We start from the raw sequence: 20,673 nt of genomic DNA, 5'->3' as shown, positions 1-20,673 counted from the left end.
ATGAATGACCTGACCATCATCACCACCGCCAGCATCGCGCTTCCGGCAAGCCCGTTCGAAGGCCGCCATTTCATCGATGGCACATGGTGCGACAGCGCCAATGGCGAAACGTTTGAGCGCGTCTCGCCCTCGCATGGCGTCGTCGTCAGCCGCTCGGCCAAGGGCGGGCGCGAGGATGCGGAGCGCGCCATCGCCGCCGCCCGCAAGGCCTTCGACGCCGGCATCTGGAGCCGCATTTCGGGCAAGGAACGGGCGACCGTGCTGCTCAAGGTCGCCGACCTGATCGAGGCGAATGTCGAGCGCATGGCAATGCTCGAAACGCTGGAAAGCGGCAAGCCGATCTCCCAGGCGCGGGGCGAGGTTTCGGGCGCTGCCGATCTTTGGCGATACGCTGCTTCGCTCGCCCGCACGCTCCATGGCGACAGCCACAATTCGCTCGGGCAGCAGATGCTTGGCGTCGTGCTCAAGGAGCCGATCGGCGTCGTCTCGATCATCACGCCGTGGAACTTTCCCTTCTGGATCCTGAGCCAGAAGCTCCCCTTCGCGCTCGCCGCCGGCTGCACCTGCGTCATCAAGCCGTCCGAGATGACGCCCTCGACGACGGTCATGCTGGCCGACCTCCTCGTGGAGGCCGGCCTTCCCACCGGCGTCGTCAACATCGTGCTCGGCTTTGGCCAGCCTGTAGGGCAGGTCATGGCGGAGCACGCCCATGTCGACATGGTGACCTTCACCGGCTCGACGGTGGTCGGCAAGGCGATCATGGCGGCCGCATCGGGAACGCTGAAGAAGGTGGCGCTGGAACTCGGCGGCAAGAACCCACAGGTGATTTTCCCGGATGCCGATCTCGACTCCGCCGCCGATGCCGTGACCTTCGGCGTTTATTTCAATGCCGGCGAATGCTGCAATTCCGGCAGCCGGGTGATCGTGCATGAGGATATCGCCGAAGCCTTTGTTGCCCGCGTCGTGGCCTTGTCGAAGAAGGTCGCCTTCGGCGATCCGCTGAACCCTGACACGCAGGTTGGCGCGATCATCTCTTCGGCGCATCAGGAGAAGATCGACGGCTATGTCCGCGCCGCCGTTGCTGCGGGCGCGAAGGTTCAGCTCGGCGGCGCGGCGCTGCCGATCGCCGAGTTGCCGGGCCGCTTCTACCAGCCGACGGTCGTCACCGGCGTGACGTCCGACATGCCGATCGCGCGCGAGGAAGTCTTCGGCCCGGTTCTCTCGGTACTGACCTTCCGCACGCTCGAAGAGGCGATCGATCTCGTCAACGACGCCTCTTATGGTCTCTCGGCCGGCGTCTGGAGCGAGAACGTCCATACCTGTCTCGAATTTTCCCGCCGCGTGCAGGCCGGAACCGTCTGGACCAATACCTGGATGGACGGCTTCCCCGAACTCACCTTCGGCGGGTTCAAGCAAAGCGGCCAGGGCCGCGAGATCGGGCCTTACGGGCTCGACGAATTTCTGGAGGTCAAAACTGTCGTCATGCGGATCGGCCGGACGAGGCCGAACTGGGTGGCGACCTGATCGGCTGACGGAAGGCATGAAGTCACGCAACGCATCACCAAGGAGGAGGAGTACATGCGTAGCTTTATCAAGACGGCATTGGCCAGTGCGGCCGTGCTCGCAGCAACCACCACACTCTCTTATGCAACCGATGTCGAGGTTCTGCACTGGTGGACCTCGGGGGGCGAGGCGGCAGCGCTTAACGTGCTGAAGGACGACCTCAAGACCAAGGGGATTGGCTGGGTCGATATGCCGGTCGCCGGTGGCGGCGGGGAGGCTGCCATGACGGCGTTGCGTGCCCGCGTCACGGCCGGTAACCCGCCGACGGCCGTACAAATGCTCGGTTTCGACATTCTCGACTGGGCCCAGCAGGGCGCGCTCGGCAATCTCGATGGCGTGGCCTCCAAGGAGGGCTGGGACAAGGTCGTGCCGGCAGCACTGCAGAAGTTCTCCAAGTATGACGGCCACTGGATTGCAGCGCCGGTCAACGTGCATTCGACCAACTGGATCTGGATCAGCAAGGCAGCGCTGGACAAGACCGGCCTCAAGGCTCCGGAAAACTGGGATCAGCTGATCGCCGTTCTCGACAAGATGAAGGCCAATGGCATCACGCCGCTCGCCCATGGCGGCCAGCCCTGGCAGGAAGCCACGATCTTCGACGGCGTGGTGCTGTCCGAAGGCACGGATTTCTACAAGAAAGCCTTTGTCGATCTCGACCCGGCGACGCTCGGCGGCGACAAGATGGCGGAAGCCTTCACCCGGCTCCTGAAGCTGCGCACCTATGTGGACGACAACTTCTCCGGCCGTGACTGGAATCTGGCGTCTGCCATGGTCATCAACGGCAAGGCCGGCATGCAGATCATGGGTGACTGGGCAAAGGGCGAGTTCCTGAAAGCCGGCCAGAAACCGGGCACGGACTTCGTCTGCATCCGCTTTCCCGGAACGCAGGGCGCCGTCACCTTCAACTCCGACCAGTTCGCGATGTTTAACGTGAAGGGCGACGACAAGATCAAGGCGCAGGTGGAAATGGCGTCTTCCATCGAAAGCCCGAAGTTCCAGTCGGCCTTCAACGTGGTGAAGGGTTCCGTTCCGGCCCGCACCGACGTGCCGGACACCGCCTTCGACGATTGCGGCAAGAAGGGCATCAAGGATCTCGCCGAAGCCAATTCGAAGGGCACGCTGTTCGGCTCCATGGCCCATGGCCATGCCGCACCTGCTGCGGTGAAGAGCGCTGTCTATGATGTCGTGACCAAGGCTTTCAACGGCGGTTTCAAGACCGGCAAGGACGCCGCAAAGGCGCTGGCCGACGCGGTTGCTGCGGCCAAGTAGGCCTTGAACGCAAGGAGAGGGCGGCGCCTCGGCCGCCCTTGATCTTTGCCCACCTGGCCCGGAGACATCCGGCCGGCCGGTAAAACGACATTCATGGGAGACCTGACATGGCCAGCTCAGCAGAGGCCGATCTTCGCACGCGCATACAGGACTGGCTGCCCAAGATCGTGCTGGCGCCGTCCTTCGCGGTGACGCTGCTCTTCGTCTACGGCTTCATTCTCTTCACCGTCTTCCTGTCGTTCACCGGCTCCAAGATGCTGCCGAACTATACGCTCATCGGCTGGGAGAACTATCGCAAGCTCTGGGCGCTCGAAAACTGGCACATCGCCATCGTCAATATCGGCATTTTTGCGAGCCTCTACATCGTCATCTGCACCGTGCTTGGGCTTATGCTGGCGATCTTTCTCGACCAGAAGATCCGCGGCGAGGGCGTACTGCGCCCGATCTATCTCTACCCGATGGCGCTCTCCTTCATCGTCACTGGCACGGCGTGGAAATGGTTTCTCGATCCGGGCATCGGGCTCGAACATGTCATGCAGCTCTGGGGCTGGGAGAGCTTTTCCTTCACCTGGATCAAGGACAACAACATGGCGATCTACACGATCGTCATCGCCGCCGTCTGGCAGACCAGCGGCTTTGTGATGGCCATGTTTCTCGCCGGCCTTCGCGGCATCGACAACGAGATCCTGAAAGCGGCGCAGATCGATGGCGCCTCGAGCTTCCAGCTTTATCGCCGCATCGTCATCCCCATGCTGCGTCCGGCCTTTCTCTCGTCCTTCGTCATTTTGAGCCACCTCGCCATCAAGTCCTATGACCTCGTGATCGCGCTGACGGGCGGCGGACCGGGGCGGGCGACCGAAATGCCGGCGACCTTCATGTATTCCTACACATTCACCCGCAACCAGATGGGCATCGGCGCAGCATCCGCCGTGATCATGCTGATGACGATCGCCGCCATCATGGTTCCCTATCTCTATGCCGAGCTGAAGGAGAAGCAATGATGTCCGCCGTCAGCCAGGATACCGCCGTCAATACAGGCCAGATCGCCCGCACCTTCATCTATCTCCTGCTCCTGCTTTTCGCGCTGTTCTATCTGCTGCCGCTTTATGTGATGGTGGTGAACTCGCTGAAGCCGCTCTCGGAGGTCACCGGCGGCAACATGATGGCGCTGCCTGAGACCTGGACGCTGGAGGCCTGGAAATCCGCCTGGTCCACGGCGCAGATCGGCGTTTCGCCGACGGGTCTTGAGCCGTATTTCCTCAACTCGATCCTGATGGTCGTGCCGGCTGTGGCGATCTCGACGGTGATCGGCGCGCTGAACGGCTATGTGCTGACCAAATGGCGCTTCCGCTTCGACACGATCGTCTTCGGGCTGATGCTGTTTTCCTGCTTCATCCCGTTCCAGATCGTGCTGATCCCGATGGCGATGGTGCTCGGCAAGCTCGGCCTCGCAGGCACAGTGCCCGGCCTCGTGCTCGTCCATGTCGTCTACGGCATCGGGTTCACGACGCTCTACTATCGCAATTACTACGCCACGTTCCCGACCGAACTGGTGCGGGCGGCGCAGATCGACGGGGCGGGCTTCTTTCGCATCTTCTGGCGCATTCTCTTGCCGATCTCCGGACCGATCACCGTCGTCTCCGTCATCTGGCAGTTCACCAATATCTGGAACGACTTTCTCTTCGGTGTCTCCTTCGGCGGCACCAGCCAGCCGATGACGGCAGCGCTCAACAACCTCGTTCAGTCCTCCACGGGCGTGAAGGAATATAACGTCCATTTCGCAGGCGCGATCATCGCCGCCCTTCCCACTCTCTTCGTCTACATCGTCGCCGGGCGCTATTTCGTGCGCGGCCTGATGGCGGGCTCTGTCAAAGGATAAGAACCATGGGCTTTCTCGACATCGCAAACGTCACCAAGTCCTATGGCAAGCTGGAAGTGCTGCATCGCGTCGATATATCCATCGAGGAGGGCGAGTTTCTGGTTCTCGTCGGCCCGTCCGGCTGCGGCAAGTCTACCCTGCTCGGCATGATCGCGGGGCTTGAGGGGATCTCGTCCGGCAATATCTCGATCAAGGGCCGCGTGATCAACGGCGTGCACCCGTCCAAGCGCAACATCGCCATGGTGTTCCAGAGTTATGCGCTCTATCCCAACATGACCGTGGCGCAGAACATCACCTTCGGCCTTGAAATGCACGGGGTGCCGAAGCCGGAGCGCGACAAGGCGCTGGGCGATGTGGCGAAGCTCCTCCAGATCGACCATCTGCTCGACCGCAAGCCCGGCCAGCTCTCCGGCGGCCAGCGCCAGCGCGTCGCCATGGGGCGGGCGCTGGTGCGCGATCCGGACGTCTTCCTCTTCGATGAGCCGCTGTCGAACCTCGACGCGAAGCTGCGCGTCGACATGCGCACCGAGATCAAGAAGCTGCATGAAAAGCTGAAGACGACCATCGTCTATGTGACGCATGACCAGATCGAGGCGATGACGCTCTCGACCCGCATCGCCGTCATGTACAAGGGCTATATCCAGCAGCTCGGCACGCCGAAGGAAATCTACGACACGCCAGCCAATGTCTTCGTCGCCACCTTCATGGGCAGCCCGGCAATGAACGTCATTTCCGCGAAAGTCGTCGTGAAGGAGGGCATGCCCTATGCCGAGGTGAAGGATGCCAAGGGCGCGGCACAGCACCTGCGCTTCAGCCAGCAGAACCTCGCCGCCTGGGATGGCCGCGAAATCCTTCTCGGCATCCGCCCGGAAGCGATCACCGATCCGGAAGGGGCGGACCGCAAGTCCAACAATATCGTACCGCTCGTCAACGAGGTCATCGTGACCGAGCCGGCGGGCTCTGACACGTTCGTCACCATGTCGCTGTCCGGCAAGGATGTCATCGCGCGCATGCGCGCCGATACCGATATCCGCGCCGGCCAGCGGTTCGACTTCGCCGTCAACATGGAGAAGGCGGTTGCCTTCGATCCCGCATCCGAGGAGCGGATCAAGCCGTGAGCGAACACGACATCATCATCATCGGCTCTGGAATGGGTGGCGCGACGCTCGCCGCCGCGCTTGCCTCTCCCTTGGCTTCCTCCCGGCGCCGCATCCTGATCCTTGAAAAGGGCGAGCGGCTGCAACCCTCTCCCGCCGATCGGGATGCAGCTTCGATCTTCGCCCGCGGCCACTTCCGCCCGAAGGAGGAATGGCTGGACGGGGAGGGAAAGCCGTTCAACCCCGGCAACTATTACAATGTCGGCGGCAATTCGAAATTCTACGGCGCTGTGCTGATCCGCTATCGCAGGGAGGATTTCAGTCCGCTCCGCCACATGGGCGGCATGACGCCCGGCTGGCCGCTCTCCTATGACGAGATCGAACCCTTCTATCAGCAGGCCGAAACGCTCTATCGCGTGCGCGGCGAACTCGGCGACGACCCAACCGAACCGCATCACTCCGGCACCTACCCCTATCCGCCGGTCCGCGACGAAGCCTCGATTGCCGATCTGCGCCAGCGCCTCAAGCGCGTCGGCTTGCACCCGGCTTCGCTGCCGCTCGGTGTCGATATCGAGCGCTGGCTGAAGGCCGGCCAGACGACCTGGGACGCCTATCCCAACACCTGCGGCGGCAAGATGGATGCCGAGACGGTGGGGCTGGAAGAGGCGCTGAAACATCCGAACGTGACGCTTCGAACCGGCTGTGAAGTGACGCGGCTGATCGCCGGGGCCGATGGGCGCATTACCGGCGTCGAGGTTCTGGAGGCGGGGCAGCGGCAGATGCTCGAAGCGCCGGTTATCGTTCTGGCGGCGGGTGCCGTCCGCTCGGCCTCGATCCTGCTCGCCTCGGCCAGTGAGCGCCACCCGCACGGGCTTGCCAACAGTTCCGATCAGGTCGGCCGCAATTTCATGAACCACAATTGCTCGGCCGTGCTGGCGCTGCATCCCTTCCGGAAGAACAAGTCGATCTATCAGAAGACCCTGATGGTCAATGACTTTTACCTCACCGGCGGGCCGAACGGCGAGCCGCTGGGCAATATCCAGCTTCTCGGCAAGATCACCGGCACGATCCTCAAGGCGAACTCGCCGCTGCCCGGACCGATTGCGGACTGGATTGCAGCCCGCGCCGTCGATCTCTACGCCATGTCGGAAGACCTGCCGAACCCGCAAAGCCGGGTGACGCTGCGCAACGGCCAGATCGTGCTCGACTGGAAGCGCTCGAACTGGGAGGCGCATCTGCAGCTGGTCGAGACGCTGAAGGTGCTTTTGCGCAAGGCAGGCTATCCGGTCGTGATGTCGCGTCCCTTCGACCGCCGCACCCCATCACATCAATGTGGCACGGCGCGGATGGGCAAGGACCCGGCCTCCAGCGTCGTCAATTCCTTTGGCCGCAGCCATGACCACCGTAATCTCTTCATCGCGGATGCCTCGGTCCTGCCGACCTCGGCGGCGGTCAACCCGGCACTGACGATTGCCGCACTCTCGCTGCGCATGGCGAAACATATTCTCGAAACGGAGGTCACGGCATGAGCCCGCTTGCTCTCATCACCGGTGGCCAGCAGGGCATCGGTTTCGGCATCGTTGAGGCTTTGGTCGCGGCGGGTTTCCGGGTGGCGCTCGTGGCGGAAGTCTCGCCGGAGGCGGAAGTCGTGGGCGAGGCGCTGGCGGCACTGGGCTCCCAGGCGCGGTATTTCCAGCATGACCTGCGTGACATTAACCGCGCGGAAGCCTGCATCGCTGATGTCATCCGCGCCCTGGGGCCGATCGACACGTTCGTCTCCAATGCCGGCGTGCCGGCGAAAGTGCGCGGCGACATGCTGGAGATGCTGCCCGAAAACTTCGATTTCGTCTTCGGCATCAACCTGCGCGGCGCCTTCTTCCTGGCGCAAGCGGCGGCGCGGCACATGTTGACAACGGTCAGCGAACACTATCGCTCCATGCTCTTCGTCACCTCCGTGAGCGCCGACATGATCTCCATCGAGCGCGCCGAATACTGCATGTCGAAATCGGCGGCCTCGATGATGGCGCAGCTTTTCGCGGTGCGTTTGGCCCCGCATCAGATCGGCGTCTTCGAGCTTCGCCCCGGCATCATCGAGACCGGCATGACGGCGGGCGTGAAGGACAAATATACCGCACGGATCGAGCGCGGGCTCGTGCCGGCGGCGCGCTGGGGACAGCCGGGCGATATCGGCGCGACCGTCGTGCCGCTCGCCACCGGGCAATTCAGTTTCGCAACCGGTGCCGTGATCCCGGTCGACGGCGGCCTCTCGCTGCCGAGACTCTAGATTTTTGCGCAATTCCAAACGCGAAACCGGTTCCCGCTTTCGCTGGAATTGCTTGTAGGAGTTAAAGACAAAAATGCAGACCTCTTACGATTTCATCATCTGCGGCGGCGGGTCGGCCGGGTCGGTTCTGGCGGCGCGGCTTTCGGAAAATCCCAAGGCGCGCGTGCTGCTCCTGGAGGCCGGCGGGCGCGACTGGCATCCGTTCTATCACATGCCGGCGGGCTTTGCGAAAATGACCAAGGGCATCGGCAGCTGGGGCTGGCACAGCGTACCGCAGAAGCACATGAACAACATGGTCATCCGCTACACCCAGGCCAAGGTTCTGGGCGGCGGCTCGACCATCAATGCGCAGATCTACACGCGCGGCAATGCGCTCGACTATGACGACTGGCGGCAGATGGGCTGCGAGGGCTGGGCTTACGAGGACGTGCTGCTCTATTTCCGCAAGGCGGAAGACAACGACACCTATGACAACCGCTATCACGGCAAGGGCGGCCCGCTCGGCGTCAGCAAACCGGCAGCCCCGCTGCCGATCTGCGAGGCCTATTTCAGGGCCGCAGGCCAGCTCGGCATTCCGACCAACGAAGACATGACCGGCGAGAAGCAGGATGGCGTCGGCTATTACCTGCTGACCCAGCGCAACGTCCGTCGCTCCTCAGCCTCGGTCGCTTATCTGAACCCGGCCCGCAGCCGGCCGAACCTGACAATCAGGACCGGCGCCCAGATCCTGCGCGTGCTCGTCGAGAACGGCAAGGCGGTGGGCGTCGAGGTGGCTGGCGAGGGGACGATCCGCGCCGATGTCGAGGTCATCCTGTCGTCGGGTGCCATCGGCAGCCCGCGCCTGCTGATACTCTCCGGCATCGGTCCGGCGGATCACCTGCGCTCTCTGGGGCTTCCCGTCGTCTACGACCAGCCGGGCGTCGGCTCCAACCTGCAGGACCATGTCGATCTCTTCGTCATTGCCGAATGCACAGGGCCGCATACCTATGACCGCTATGCCAAGCCGCATCTGTCGGTGCTCGCCGGCCTGCAATATCTGTTGCAGAAAAAGGGGCCGGTGGCCTCCAGCCTCTTCGAGACGGGCGGTTTCTGGTATGCCGATCCGGAGGCCCGCTCGCCGGATATCCAGTTCCATCTCGGCCTCGGCTCCGGCATCGAGGCAGGCGTGACCGCCATGGAAAATGGCGGCGTGACGCTGAATTCCGCCTATCTGCGCCCCCGCTCGCGCGGCACCGTGCGCCTTGCCTCCTCCGATCCGCTGGCCGCGCCGCTGATCGATCCGAATTACTGGGCCGATCCCTATGATCGCGAGATGTCGATCAAGGGCCTGAAGCTTGCGCAGGAGATCATGCGGCAGGATGCGCTGAAGCCCTATGTGAAGGCGGAACGCCTGCCGGGGCCGGACGTGCGGACGGATGAAGATTACTTCAACTATGCCTGCCGCCACGCCAAGACCGACCATCACCCCGCCGGCACCTGCCGCATGGGCCCTGATCCGGCCGCCGTCGTCGATCCGCAGCTGCGTTTCAACGGCATTAAGCGCTTACGCGTCGTCGATGCCTCTATCATGCCGACGCTGGTCTCCTCCAACACGAATGCGCCGACGATCATGATTGCGGAAAAGGCTGCCGACATGATCCGCGCCGCGCATGGCCTCTGAGAGGAAACCGCTCATGATGATCCGCCATATCGTCCTCATCCGCTTTCGCACGGAAGTGACCGAAGCCCAGTTCGCCGCCCTGTTCGCCGAGCTTGAGGAGATCCGCACCAAGATTTCCGGCGTGCTCGCCATCACATCCGGGCGCAGCGAAAGCCCGGAAAAGATCGAGCGCGGCTACTTGCACGGCTTCGTCGTCGATTTCGACGGCTGGGAGGCGCTCGAAGCCTACCAGACCCATCCCGACCACAAGGCGCTTGGCGCGAAGCTTGTCGCCCATGCGCAAGGCGGGCTCGACGGCATTCTCGTCTTCGATCTTCCGGTCAACGAATAGGAGCGCTTCCATGCTGAAACTGCCGAAAGCCGATCACACGCTCGAAGCCTATTCGCTCACCGGAACGCCGCTCGTGCCCCGCGCGCCGCGCATCGCGCTGACCCGTACCGCGTTCGCAGCAGCGCACGTCGTTTCCGATCCCTTGCGTGAGCGCAATCCCTGGGACACCCGCCCCGCCGTCGATTGGGACGCGACGCTCGCCTTCCGGAAGGGTCTCTGGGATCAGGGGCTTGGCCTTGCCGAAGCCATGGACACGGCGCAGCGCGGCATGGGCGTCGACTGGCTGACAGCGAAGGAGTTGATCGAGCGGACCATGCCGGCTGCAAAAGCCCATCCGCTAAAGCCGCGCGTTGCCTGCGGTGCCGGCACCGATCATATCGCGCTTGCCGATCTCAAGGACTCTGACGCGATCCTTGCGGCTTACGAAACGCAAGCCTCGGCCATCGAGGCGGCCGGCGGGCAACTGATCCTCATGGCCTCGCGCGGCTTTACGGCCATCAAGGCAGACCGCGGCCTCTACCGCAAGGTCTATCGCCGGCTGATCGATGGCGCGGCCGAGCCCGTCATCCTGCACTGGCTCGGCGACATGTTCGATCCGGCGCTTTCCGGTTACTGGGGCACGACGGATGTGGGGCAAGCGAGTGACTTCGTGCTCGACCTGATCGCGGAAAATCCGGCAAAGGTCGATGGTATCAAGATCTCGCTGCTCGATCAGGCGCATGAGGAAGCTTTCCGGGGGCGGCTTCCCGCCGGTGTGCGGCTCTATACCGGCGACGACTTTAACTATGCGGCGCTGATCGAAGGCGATGGCGAGCATTATTCGCATGCGCTGCTCGGTATTTTCGCCGCCATCGCGCCGGCGGCAAGCCAGGCACTTGAGGCGCTGGCTGAAGGCGACAGGGAGACCTATCACAGGCTTTTCGCGCCCACCGTGCCGCTCAGCCGTGAGATTTTTCGCGCGCCGACGCGCTTCTACAAGGCGGGGATCGCGTTTCTGTCCTGGCTCAACGGATACCAGACGCATTTCATCATGCCGGCCGGGTTCCAATCGAGCCGCGACATAACCCATTATGCACAGGTCTTCCGGCTGGCGGATCAGGCGGGGCTTCTCATTAGGCCGGATCTCGCCGTCCACAGGATGCGAACCTTGCTTGCGCTCCACGGAATCGAATAGGGTCCGCTGATGGAGCGCAGACCGACCATCGTCGATGTGGCGCGCGAGGCGGGGGTGTCGAAATCCACCGTCAGCCTCGTGTTGCAGCAAAGCCCGCTGGTGCGGGAGGAGAAGCGCGTGCTGGTCCGCGAGGCGATGGATAAGCTCGGCTATGTCTACAATCGTTCGGCCGCCAATCTGCGCTCGGCCAATGTCGGTCTGATCGGGGTCGTCATCAACGACCTCAGAAATCCCTTCTTCACGGAATTCGCCACCTCGCTGCAGATGGCGCTTTCGGCGCGTGGCTATGCGACGGTGCTTGCCAATACGGATGAAGACCCCGTGATTCAGGCGCAGGTCGTTTCCGCCATCATCGAGCATGGCGTTTCGGCACTGATCATCTCGCCCGCCTATGGCGAGGAGGCCGCGACCTTCGATGCTATTGCGCGCGCTAACATTCCGGCCATGCAGGTGCTGCGCAAGGTCGATCCGCGCGTCGAAACCTTCCCCTTTGCCGCGCCCGACTATCTGTCCGGAAGTCGCCTGGCGGCGGAGCATCTGGTCAGAGTTGGCGCGCGCCGTGTCGCCTTTGTGGGTGGCTTTGAGGGACGGGCGGTGGCGCAGGAGCGCATGTCCGGTTACTTCGAGGTGATGGCAGAGGCAGGCATGAAGCCCTTCGTGCTGTCTGGCCGCGCGAGCCGCGCATTTGGACACGAAGCGGCAGCGATCCTGACGCGCGACCATCCGGACATCGACGCGGCCATCTGTTTCTCCGATCTGGTGGCGCTCGGCCTGTTGTCCGGCTGCGCCCGCATCGGCCGCAAGGTGGGCGAGGATTTCCGCATCGTCGGTTTCGACGATATCGAGGAATGCGCGCAGGTCTATCCGCCGCTCACCACGGTGCGGTGCGATATTGCCGGATTCGGCGAGGCGGTTGCCTCGACTGTGCTCAACTGGCTCGAAGACAACCAGGCGCCGATCAGCGACCATCGAAGGCCCGTCGAATTGATCGTGCGCGACTCCAGCGGGGGTAGTTCAACCTATGACACCTGAAGTTTTTCTCCGGCATCTTTTCGACAAGGCGGTGGAGGTGGCAGATCCCATGCGCTCGCTTGCCCGCTTCCTGCCCAAGCGGCCGCAAGGCCGTGTGATCGTCATCGGGGCTGGCAAGGCGAGTGCCCGCATGGCCGAGGCGGTCGAGGCGGCGTGGGGTCCTTGCGAGGGCCTGGTCATTACCCGTTATGGCTATGGCCGGCCCTGCCGCGGCATCGAGATTGTGGAAGCGGCGCATCCCGTGCCGGATGAGAACGGGCTTAATGCGACGGCCCGCATGCTCGATCTTGTGAAGTCAGCAGGCGAGGGCGATTTCGTCCTCGCGCTCATTTCAGGTGGGGCATCTGCGCTTCTGGTCGCGCCCGCCGAAGGGGTCCGCTTGGCCGAGAAGCAGGCGGTCAATGCAGCCCTGCTCGCCTCCGGCGCGCCAATCGACAAGATGAACACCGTGCGCAAGCATCTGAGCCGCGTGAAGGGCGGACAGCTGGCCGCTGCTGCCTATCCGGCGCAGATGCTTTCGCTTCTGATTTCTGACGTGCCGGGCGACGATCCCGCCTTCATCGGATCCGGCCCGACGGTCGGCGATGCATCCACGCCTGACGACGCTCTGGCGATCCTGAAACAGTGGAAGGTTGAGGTTCCGGCAAGTGTCCGGGCCGCCCTTGCCGCGCCTCCACGGGTTCTGACGCCGCAAGATCCGCGCCTTTCCCGCGTCGAAAACGTCATCTATGCCGCGCCGAAACAGTCGCTCGCGGCGGCTGCCGCACTGGCTGAAAGCGCGGGATATGATGTGCGCCTGCTCGGCGATGCGCTGGAGGGCGAGGCCCGTGATGTGGGACGCGCGCAGGCGGAACTCGCCCTCAAGATCCGCGCTTCGCGTCACCCCGGGGATCGCCCCGTTCTCCTGCTGTCCGGCGGCGAACTGACCGTCACCCGGCGCGGCGACGGTGTCGGCGGACCGAACGCCGAATTCTGCCTCGCCCTGGCGCTTGCGCTGAAGGGGGAGGACTGCATTCACGCAATTGCCTGCGATACCGACGGCGTCGATGGCGCGGCCGAGGTGGCGGGCGCGGTCATCGGACCGCAAACGCTTGGATTGGCCAGCGCTGCCGGTGTCGATCCGCAGGCGGCCCTTGCCGCCAACGATGCGCACAGCTTCTTCGCCGCGATTGGCAGTCAGGTCGTGACAGGCCCGACGCTGACCAATGTCAACGATTTCCGTGCGATATCCATTGGTCGCTGACGGGTATCCGATCGGTGTCCGATGCATCAGGGCACGGCGGGCGGTTGCAATTTTGACCTTGCCGAGCAGCCCCCTAAATGCCGTGCGTGGTGCTCCGAGCATATCGCCCTCGCGAGGCACGCAGTTCAGCCTTGCGAATCAAGGTGTTTGCCCACTGCAGCCTTCAATGCGACGCCGCTGACTCGGGTTTGGATCATGTCGCGGATGAGGCTTGTGATCAGGTCTGCCGCCTCGCTAATGGTCATGCCGCCCTCGCGAATGTTGGAGATGCAGTTGCGGCCGGAATCGGGGGTGCCGGATTTTGGGTCATAGGTCAGGTAGACGCCGAGGCTGTCAGAGGCCGAGAGGCCGGGGCGCTCGCCGACCATCAGGATTGTCAGCCGCACGCCCAGCGCCTCGCCGACGGGGTCGCCGAGCGCAACACGGGCTTGGTTCGCCAGGACGACCGGTGCAATTGCAAGGCCGAGGGAGTGAAGCTTCGGCACGAGCGCCTCGATCAGCGGAATCGCGTTGAGATCGACCGCGCTCGATGACAGCCCGTCCGCTACGACGATCACGATATCGTACGTGCTGTCTGCGGCTGCCTTATGGAGGCGATCCACAGACTGCGGGGTCAGCAGTCGGCCGAGATCGGGCCGGCGCACATAGATGCTGCGATCGGCAGCCTGGCTTTCCACCTTGATGACGGAGAGGCCAGCCCGGTTCAGCCGCTCGCCAAGCGCCTGCGTATCGACGCTGCGCCAGACGGCTTCGCGGGCTCGGGCATGGTCGAGCTGAAAGGACAGCTGCGCCCGTGTGGGCTGCCCTGAGCCGTGGCGTCCCAGCGCCACGCGCGCATTGGTCATTGCCCGAAGGTCGAGCACGGGTTCGTCTTCAGAGGGCGCGATTTGCGTGGCTTTGCGCGCGTCAATCATCCGTCCCATGTCAGGCTCCGATCAGCAGGCTGTCTTGAACATAGTGCGACAGGGCGGCCGGCATGCCGCGCAGCCTGCCGTCCCGGTCCGTCAGTCCGATCTCGGCAAGCCACGCTTCGAATTCCGGTGCGGGTGGCCGCTTCAGCGTCTCTCGGCAATAGATCGCGTCGTGATGCGACAGCGACTGATAGTTCAGCATGATGTCGTCGGCGCCGGGCACCGTGATGACGAAATTGACGTTGGCGGCGCAGAGCAGCGTCAGCAGCGTATCCATGTCTTCCTGGTCGGCATCGGCGTGATTGGTGTAGCAGACATCCACCCCCATCGGCAGGCCGAGCAGCTTGCCGCAGAAGTGGTCCTCGATCCCGGCCCGGATGATCTGCTTGCCGTTGAAGAGATATTCCGGACCGATGAAACCGACGACCGTATTGACCAACAGCGGATCGAATTCGCGCGCCACTGCATAGGCGCGGGCTTCCATGGTCTGCTGGTCCACGCCGAAATGCGCATCCGAAGAGAGTGCCGCGCCCTGACCCGTCTCGAAATACATGATGCTGGCGCCCGGCAGACCGCGCTTCAGCGACCGGCCGGCCCCGTGCGCCTCCCGCAACAGGGCAAGATCGACGCCGAAGCCGCGATTGGCCTTCTCTGACCCCGCAACCGACTGGAAGACGAGATCGACGGGCGCACGTCTTTCAATCGCCTCGATGGCCGTCGTCACGTGGCCGAGGCAGCAGGTCTGGGTGGGGATCGCGAGCTTCTCGCGCAATTCGTCGAGCAGCGACACGATGCGGATGTAATCCTCGGTGCTGTCGGTTGCGGGGTTTACGCCGATCACTGCATCGCCAGAGCCCATCAGCAGGCCGTCGATGGCCGAGGCGATGATGCCGCGGCTGTCATCAGTCGGGTGGTTCGGCTGGTTGCGCGTCGAAAGCCGGCCTGAAAGGCCGATCGTGTTGCGGAAGCGGGTGACCACCTGGCGCTTGGCTGAAACCGTGATCATATCCTGCAGCCGCATGATCTTCGAGACGGCCGCGACCATTTCGGGCGTCAGCCCCCAGGTGACGGCTTCCAGCTGCCTCTGCGTCGTCTCCGGCCGCAGCAGCCACTCCCGCAATTCGCCGACAGTCAGTGTCGAGATGAGCGAAAAGGCTGCCGGATCATGTTGATCGATGATCAGGCGGGAGACTTCGTCGTCCTCGGCCGGGATCAGTTCCTCGCCGAGAAAGGCCGTGAGCGGCAGGTCGGCCAGCGCCATCTGTGCGGCCAGCCGTTCGACCGGCCCCTCAGCGGCAAGTCCCGCCAGCTGATCACCGGATCGCTCCGGCGTGGCCTTGGCAAGCAGGGTTTTCAGGTCGTCGAAGCGAAAAACCGTCTGCTCGATCGTCGTCTTGTAGGTCATTGTCGAAAATACCGGTTAAGGAGCGTCAGGGCCTCGTCGTGCAGCTTCGGTGTAGCCGATGCCAGAACCCGTCCGTCGGACTGGAATGACAGGGCGTTTCCCCGCCAATCGGTGATGCAGCCGCCCGCGCCGGTCACGACGGGCACGAGCGCCATGTAGTCGTAAGGCTGGAGACCCGTCTCCATCGCAATATCGCAGTGGCCCGATGCGATGAGGCCGTAGATGTAGCAATCGCCGCCGAACCGCCGAAGCTTCGCCTGGCGCGAGAGGTTTGAGAAACATTCGGCGTCCGCGCCCGAAAACATGTCGGGCGAGGTTGTATAGAAGCGCGCGTCCGCCAGGCGTTCGCATCCGCTGCTTCGGGCTTTCTCACTGCCAAACAGGGTCTGTCCGGGCAGGCCTCGCCAGCGCTCTCCGGTTGCCGGGATGTCGATCAGCCCCAAGAAGGGTTTTTCGTCCAGGGTGAGCGAAATCAGCGTGCCGAACAGCGGAAAGCCGGTGATGAAGCTCTTGGTGCCATCGATCGGATCGAGCACCCAAGTGAAGGCATTGCCTTGCTTGATCCCCATCTCCTCGCCATACATGCCGTGGTCTGGAAAACGGGCCTCGATCATCGCCCGAAGCTGCTTTTCGATGGTGCGGTCAGCAATGGTGACGGGGCTCTCATCCAACTTGGAGATGATGTCGAGCGGGGTTCTAAAATAGGAAAGCGCCAAAGGACGCACGGCATCCGCCAGCTCTTCCGCAAAGGTCATGTAGGCGTCCGCCTCGACCGGATCAATGGAGACGAGGGGCATTAAAGTGCCTTCAGGAAGAGGGGCCAGCGGGGGTCGTGGATGATCGAGCGTGCACGCATATGCTTCCAGATGCCGTATTTGTAAAAATCGAAATCGAGCGTCGAAATCCGGTTCTGCACCATGGCCCAGGTGCTCCACTTGATGTCGGCGAGCGCCTTGTGGACGATGAAGCGGGCATGCCGGGACGCATCATAATGTCCGAAATATTCTTCGATAATGGTGCGGTCGATTTCCTCGGAAAAGAACATCTCGCCGCTCCAGATGGCGAGGTCATAGAGCCTTTCGTTGTTCGATGCATACTCGAAATCGATCAGCTTGATCGATTTGTCGTCGCCGATCAGGAAGTTGCCGGGCATCGGATCGTTAAAGCAGGGAACGAGGTCGAGGCCGGACGCCTCCAGCGCGGCACGAGCCTGCCTGTAGGAGCGGTAAAGCCATGCGTGATCCGGTGGCCAGTAGCCGTCGAGCTCGCGCACCTGGGCAAAATGCTCCTCGATCATGTCGAAGACGGTCTTCGTCAGCGGCAGAGCAGGTGCTTCGTGAAACTGTCGGTAAAGGCGGACGGCAGCGTTGCGGATGTCTGGATCGGCGAAATCGCGATGCGTCGAGGGGCGGCGGCCTTCGATGAATTCGGCGATCTCGATATCGAGGTGGCTCAGATAGTCGAATGTCCGGGGGCCGACGCCGATCGCTTCCGCCTGCTTGCTGGCGACCGCTGCGGCCTTGCGGTCGATGAACATTTCGGTACCGCGACCTGGGATCTTCAGAAAATAGTCGCGTTCATGCCCTTCTACATCGATGCGGAAATTGGTGTTGCTGATCCCGCCCGATACCGGCCGGTAGCGCAGGCGACGGCCGCTCCATGCCTCCACCTTTACGATTGCCGCCTCCAGCGCCCGTTCGGCATCGGAGCGTGCCATTCCCAGTTCGTTCATTGCCTCGTTCCCCTTTTTTTGTTCTGCTCAGAGCGCTCTCAGACGGGCTTCGAAGTCGGGGTGTCCGAGAAGCATGCGACATCTGAGAAAGCGCCAGTTGGCATATTTCAGAAACTCGATACCGCGCGGGGGCGAGCGCAGCTCAAGCACCAGGCTGCGCAAGGCCCAGTAGAAATCATCGGCGGCCGCATAGACACGGCAACGGTTGAAGGCTTTGTCGCTGAAGCTGCCGTCATGCATTTCCAGCAGCGGCTTCATCTGGCTTTCGAACTGGTAAAGTTCGTTCATCTGGACCCCGAGCTGGTAATAGGGATCCATGTCGCCGGCCATGTCAAAGTCCACAAGGCAAAGCGCCCCGTTCGAGCCCAGCATCACATTGGACGCGTGCGGATCGCCATGGGCCGGCCTGATGTCGATGCCGGATGCCGTGACCGCCTCGCGGATCGTTTCTGTCCAGGAAAGCATCCAGTCCGTGTCGCCGGGGAGGTCGCCTCCGTCCCGCACAGCGATTGTCCAAAGCTCCGTGATCCCGTCGAAGACAGACCAGGAGCGCCCGAGCAAGGCGCCCGCCGCGATCTCCTTCTGGATCTCGATCAGACGCGACACCCGTTCCGTTCGTATCAGATCATCGATTCTCGCGGCTCGCCAACCCTCGTCGAGACGGGCAAAAAGCACGCTGCGCGTCTCGACATCACGGACCAACGGTTGTGGCGAGAGACCCAGATGATGGAAACGGATGGCGGCCGCAAAGGCGGCGGCGTCATCGACGAGATCGGCAACCTCGTCAAGGCCAAGACGCAGGAAGAACGAGGGGGCTCCCTCTGCCGGAGACACCGCAAAACTTGCGGATTCGACCGCATGATAGGACGGAGACGCAACCGCCGGGACGAGAGGCGCATAGCGTGGCGTGGAGCCGACGATCTCGGAAAAGGCAGCAAGCGCTGCCTCTGCGCGGCTTTCCAACGGGCTTTCGGGAGATCCGGGTGTCTTCATTGCGCAGCCTCGCTCAGTTCGGCAGCCTGCAGGCCGTCACAGGCAATGCTGTAGAGCATGTCCGCCAGAATCTGCGTTCCCAAGGCTTGATCCTCCGGTGAGGTGAATTCGGTCGGATGATGGATCACGCCGTCGCGGCTCTGCACGGCCAGAACGACGGAGGGGCAGGCTGCGGACATCGCCACGGCATCATGCCCGCCGATGGTATCGAGATGACGGGCACTCTCGCCAAGCCTTGCCGCTGCACGTTCCGCAAGCATCACCAGGCCGGGTGCGAACGCTCCCGCCTTGCGCCGGTCGATCGCGCGAACCTCGAAGGTCACGCTAGCCTTCAAAGCGGCCTCTTCAATGCCGACCTGCATCTTGCGTTCCGCTTCGGCCAGCACCTCTGGCGAACCCGATCGCAGTTCGATGAACAGCACGGCCTCGGCCGGCACCACATTCGGCGAATTTGGATACACCTCAAGACGGCCGACCGAGGTGTGCAGGTCCAGACCGTATTCGGTGGACATCTGCTTGAGATCTGCAATCAGGTAGGCGGCAGAGAGGAGCGCATCCTTCCGGTCCGCCATCGGGGTTGCGCCTGTGTGGGCCTGTCGGCCGAGGAAGGCCACACGATATTTGGTGGCTCCCCAGAAGCGGGTAAAAATGCCAAAACGTTCGCCGGCCCGGCACAGGGTCGTATCGCCCTCGATATGCAGCTCGATCAGCGCTTCCGGGATCTCGACCTTGTCCTTACCGGCATAGCCGATCTCGTTCAGCGCCTCGCGAACGGTAATGCCGTTGCCGTCGGTGCGCTCGAGCGCCCATTCAAGGTCTGCTGCGCCGGAAAAGACACTGCTGCCGAGAAGGCTCGGTTGAAAGCGTGCGCCTTCCTCGTTCGTCCAGTTGACGACCTGGAAGTTGCAGGCGGAGAGACGCCCCTCTGCCTTCAGGCGCTCCGTGACGGACAGAACCGCTTCGCAGGCCGCGATCACCCCGAGCGCCCCGTCGAAACGGCCGCCATTCGGCTGACTGTCGATATGCGATCCCACCATGATGACCGGTGCATTCGGGCCTGCAAGCGTCATCTTGCCGAACTGGTTGCCGATGGGGTCCACGGCCTGGACGAAGCCGTTTTCGGAAAACCAGCGGCCGAGCCAGTCGCGGGCCATGCCGTCTTCCCGGGAAAGCGTGAGGCGTGTCATGGAACCATCCGGCCCACCGCCGAAGGCGGACACGGCCTCCATGAGCGACTGGAGCCGTTCGGCATTGATCGGGGTCGAGGAAGCGGAGGCGGCGTCAGGCATGTATGATGTCCACGTTGGATTGATTGAACTGGTCTGAAAACTCCTTGGCCATCACGCCGCTCGTCACCACAGCGTCGATATCGGTAAGGCCAAAGGTATGGATGGAGCCGAGGCGGCCGAACTTGGAGCTATCGGCGACGACGACCGAGCGCTTGGCCTGCGCCTTGGCGACACGCCGCAGGATCGCTTCGTCCTCGCCGAAATCCATGAAGCCGCGCTCGGCGTGTATGGCGCTGATGGCGATGATGGCCAGATCGAAGAAGTGCTCCTTCAGCGCAGTCACCGTCTCGTGGCCATAGGTCGCCTGATACTCCGGGCGCATGCGCCCGCCGAGCACGCGCACGCTCGCGTGCGGCATATGGAAGAAATGCGCGGCAACGGCCAGAGAATTGCTGACGATGGTGATGTCCTTGCGCGCTTCCAGATGCCGCAGGCAGGCAATCGTGGTCGTGCCCGTATCGATGAAGACCTTCATGCCGTCTTCGACCAGTGCGGCGGCGGCCTCACCGATCCGGGCCTTCTCCCGGGCGCTCACCCGAAGGCGGTCGGAGAAGGGCTGGTCGCTTTCCTGCTGTTCCAGAACGGCTCCGCCATAGACTCGACGGGCATAGCCGCGGGCCTCAAGCTCCTTGAGATCGCGCCGGATCGACTCCTGGCTCACCTGCAGATGATCGGCAAGATCCTTGACGGTAACGCGCTGCTTCTGCTTCAGCACGTCCAGAATGACCTTGAGGCGGTTTTCCGTAAAACTCATGAATGCACCTTGGATTGCAGGGACGTCACGGCATTCGACACGGTCTGCCGTGACAGT

The 20,673-nt window shown here is 63.0% G+C and carries 19 protein-coding genes; 12 read left to right on the top strand and 7 right to left on the bottom strand.

Features of this window, described 5'->3' with window-relative positions:
* From J2858_RS07405 to J2858_RS07350, 12 genes are all read left to right on the top strand, one after another.
* Positions 1-1,524: an aldehyde dehydrogenase family protein gene (locus tag J2858_RS07405; RefSeq protein ID WP_210104044.1), complete on the top strand. Its 1,524-nt coding sequence runs from the start codon at positions 1-3 to the stop codon at positions 1,522-1,524.
* Positions 1,525-1,578: 54 nt separating this feature from the next.
* Complete coding sequence (locus J2858_RS07400; protein ID WP_210104043.1) at positions 1,579-2,832, top strand: ABC transporter substrate-binding protein; 1,254 nt, start codon at positions 1,579-1,581, stop codon at positions 2,830-2,832.
* Positions 2,833-2,939: 107 nt separating this feature from the next.
* Positions 2,940-3,833 carry a carbohydrate ABC transporter permease gene (locus tag J2858_RS07395; RefSeq protein WP_210104042.1) on the top strand — a complete coding sequence of 298 codons (894 nt, stop codon included), beginning with the start codon at positions 2,940-2,942 and terminating at the stop codon, positions 3,831-3,833.
* A complete protein-coding gene (locus J2858_RS07390) occupies positions 3,833-4,711 on the top strand; it encodes a carbohydrate ABC transporter permease (protein WP_210104174.1) in 879 nt (292 codons plus the stop codon). The genes J2858_RS07395 and J2858_RS07390 overlap by 1 nt, the downstream gene beginning before the upstream one ends.
* Positions 4,712-4,716: 5 nt before the next feature.
* Entirely contained in the window at positions 4,717-5,829 is a 1,113-nt protein-coding gene (locus tag J2858_RS07385) for an ABC transporter ATP-binding protein (RefSeq protein WP_210104041.1), read from the top strand.
* Entirely contained in the window at positions 5,826-7,337 is a 1,512-nt protein-coding gene (locus J2858_RS07380; protein ID WP_210104040.1) for an FAD-dependent oxidoreductase, read from the top strand. Before J2858_RS07385 ends, J2858_RS07380 begins: the two co-directional genes overlap by 4 nt.
* Complete coding sequence (locus tag J2858_RS07375; RefSeq protein ID WP_210104039.1) at positions 7,334-8,092, top strand: 3-ketoacyl-ACP reductase; 759 nt, start codon at positions 7,334-7,336, stop codon at positions 8,090-8,092. Before J2858_RS07380 ends, J2858_RS07375 begins: the two co-directional genes overlap by 4 nt.
* 73 nt (positions 8,093-8,165) lie before the next feature.
* Positions 8,166-9,752 (top strand): GMC family oxidoreductase, encoded by a 1,587-nt coding sequence (locus J2858_RS07370; RefSeq protein WP_210104038.1) that lies wholly within the window; start codon positions 8,166-8,168, stop codon positions 9,750-9,752.
* A 13-nt stretch (positions 9,753-9,765) separates the two neighbouring features.
* Positions 9,766-10,083, top strand: a complete 318-nt coding sequence (locus tag J2858_RS07365) for a Dabb family protein (RefSeq protein WP_245365565.1) — start codon at positions 9,766-9,768, stop codon at positions 10,081-10,083.
* Positions 10,084-10,093: 10 nt separating this feature from the next.
* Positions 10,094-11,257: a dihydrodipicolinate synthase family protein gene (locus J2858_RS07360; RefSeq protein WP_245365564.1), complete on the top strand. Its 1,164-nt coding sequence runs from the start codon at positions 10,094-10,096 to the stop codon at positions 11,255-11,257.
* A 9-nt stretch (positions 11,258-11,266) separates the two neighbouring features.
* Positions 11,267-12,289 carry a LacI family DNA-binding transcriptional regulator gene (locus J2858_RS07355; RefSeq protein ID WP_210104036.1) on the top strand — a complete coding sequence of 341 codons (1,023 nt, stop codon included), beginning with the start codon at positions 11,267-11,269 and terminating at the stop codon, positions 12,287-12,289.
* Positions 12,279-13,532, top strand: a complete 1,254-nt coding sequence (locus J2858_RS07350) for a glycerate kinase type-2 family protein (RefSeq protein WP_210104035.1) — start codon at positions 12,279-12,281, stop codon at positions 13,530-13,532. The genes J2858_RS07355 and J2858_RS07350 overlap by 11 nt, the downstream gene beginning before the upstream one ends.
* A gap of 125 nt (positions 13,533-13,657) precedes the next feature.
* Here J2858_RS07350 and eutC read toward each other — a convergent pair whose 3' ends face one another.
* The 7 genes from eutC to J2858_RS07315 are packed head-to-tail and all read right to left on the bottom strand — an operon-like array spanning position 13,658 to position 20,616.
* Positions 13,658-14,446: an ethanolamine ammonia-lyase subunit EutC gene (gene eutC / locus J2858_RS07345; RefSeq protein ID WP_210104172.1), complete on the bottom strand. Its 789-nt coding sequence runs from the start codon at positions 14,444-14,446 to the stop codon at positions 13,658-13,660.
* Between the two features lie 10 nt (positions 14,447-14,456).
* Positions 14,457-15,848, bottom strand: coding sequence for an ethanolamine ammonia-lyase subunit EutB (locus J2858_RS07340; RefSeq protein ID WP_210104034.1), 1,392 nt, complete (start codon positions 15,846-15,848; stop codon positions 14,457-14,459).
* Entirely contained in the window at positions 15,845-16,645 is an 801-nt protein-coding gene (gene hisN / locus J2858_RS07335) for a histidinol-phosphatase (RefSeq protein ID WP_210104033.1), read from the bottom strand. The genes J2858_RS07340 and hisN overlap by 4 nt, the downstream gene beginning before the upstream one ends.
* Positions 16,645-17,580, bottom strand: a complete 936-nt coding sequence (locus J2858_RS07330) for a choline/ethanolamine kinase family protein (protein WP_210104032.1) — start codon at positions 17,578-17,580, stop codon at positions 16,645-16,647. Before J2858_RS07330 ends, hisN begins: the two co-directional genes overlap by 1 nt.
* A gap of 27 nt (positions 17,581-17,607) precedes the next feature.
* The gene (locus J2858_RS07325; RefSeq protein WP_210104031.1) at positions 17,608-18,573 is read right to left on the bottom strand and encodes a phosphotransferase family protein; all 966 of its coding nucleotides are present in this window, start codon (positions 18,571-18,573) and stop codon (positions 17,608-17,610) included.
* Positions 18,570-19,862 (bottom strand): Zn-dependent hydrolase, encoded by a 1,293-nt coding sequence (locus J2858_RS07320; RefSeq protein WP_210104030.1) that lies wholly within the window; start codon positions 19,860-19,862, stop codon positions 18,570-18,572. Before J2858_RS07320 ends, J2858_RS07325 begins: the two co-directional genes overlap by 4 nt.
* Complete coding sequence (locus tag J2858_RS07315; RefSeq protein WP_210104029.1) at positions 19,855-20,616, bottom strand: DeoR/GlpR family DNA-binding transcription regulator; 762 nt, start codon at positions 20,614-20,616, stop codon at positions 19,855-19,857. Before J2858_RS07315 ends, J2858_RS07320 begins: the two co-directional genes overlap by 8 nt.
* Between the last annotated feature and the right edge of the window lie 57 nt (positions 20,617-20,673).

The organism is Neorhizobium galegae, from assembly GCF_017877135.1.
Lineage (GTDB): Bacteria > Pseudomonadota > Alphaproteobacteria > Rhizobiales > Rhizobiaceae > Neorhizobium > Neorhizobium galegae_A.
Note: the sequence above shows the minus strand (reverse complement) of the source record. Positions and strands in the feature narration are given on the sequence as shown.

Coding starts and splice junctions, on each gene's coding strand:
- J2858_RS07360 (WP_245365564.1), top strand. CDS start 10,094: ATGCTGAAACTGCCGAAAGCCGATCACACGCTCGAAGCCTATTCGCTC.
- J2858_RS07400 (WP_210104043.1), top strand. CDS start 1,579: ATGCGTAGCTTTATCAAGACGGCATTGGCCAGTGCGGCCGTGCTCGCA.
- J2858_RS07350 (WP_210104035.1), top strand. CDS start 12,279: ATGACACCTGAAGTTTTTCTCCGGCATCTTTTCGACAAGGCGGTGGAG.
- J2858_RS07385 (WP_210104041.1), top strand. CDS start 4,717: ATGGGCTTTCTCGACATCGCAAACGTCACCAAGTCCTATGGCAAGCTG.
- J2858_RS07405 (WP_210104044.1), top strand. CDS start 1: ATGAATGACCTGACCATCATCACCACCGCCAGCATCGCGCTTCCGGCA.
- J2858_RS07330 (WP_210104032.1), bottom strand. CDS start 17,580: ATGAACGAACTGGGAATGGCACGCTCCGATGCCGAACGGGCGCTGGAG.
- J2858_RS07390 (WP_210104174.1), top strand. CDS start 3,833: ATGTCCGCCGTCAGCCAGGATACCGCCGTCAATACAGGCCAGATCGCC.
- J2858_RS07325 (WP_210104031.1), bottom strand. CDS start 18,573: ATGAAGACACCCGGATCTCCCGAAAGCCCGTTGGAAAGCCGCGCAGAG.
- J2858_RS07340 (WP_210104034.1), bottom strand. CDS start 15,848: ATGACCTACAAGACGACGATCGAGCAGACGGTTTTTCGCTTCGACGAC.
- J2858_RS07370 (WP_210104038.1), top strand. CDS start 8,166: ATGCAGACCTCTTACGATTTCATCATCTGCGGCGGCGGGTCGGCCGGG.
- J2858_RS07355 (WP_210104036.1), top strand. CDS start 11,267: ATGGAGCGCAGACCGACCATCGTCGATGTGGCGCGCGAGGCGGGGGTG.
- J2858_RS07315 (WP_210104029.1), bottom strand. CDS start 20,616: ATGAGTTTTACGGAAAACCGCCTCAAGGTCATTCTGGACGTGCTGAAG.
- eutC (WP_210104172.1), bottom strand. CDS start 14,446: ATGATTGACGCGCGCAAAGCCACGCAAATCGCGCCCTCTGAAGACGAA.
- hisN (WP_210104033.1), bottom strand. CDS start 16,645: ATGCCCCTCGTCTCCATTGATCCGGTCGAGGCGGACGCCTACATGACC.
- J2858_RS07320 (WP_210104030.1), bottom strand. CDS start 19,862: ATGCCTGACGCCGCCTCCGCTTCCTCGACCCCGATCAATGCCGAACGG.
- J2858_RS07375 (WP_210104039.1), top strand. CDS start 7,334: ATGAGCCCGCTTGCTCTCATCACCGGTGGCCAGCAGGGCATCGGTTTC.
- J2858_RS07365 (WP_245365565.1), top strand. CDS start 9,766: ATGATGATCCGCCATATCGTCCTCATCCGCTTTCGCACGGAAGTGACC.
- J2858_RS07395 (WP_210104042.1), top strand. CDS start 2,940: ATGGCCAGCTCAGCAGAGGCCGATCTTCGCACGCGCATACAGGACTGG.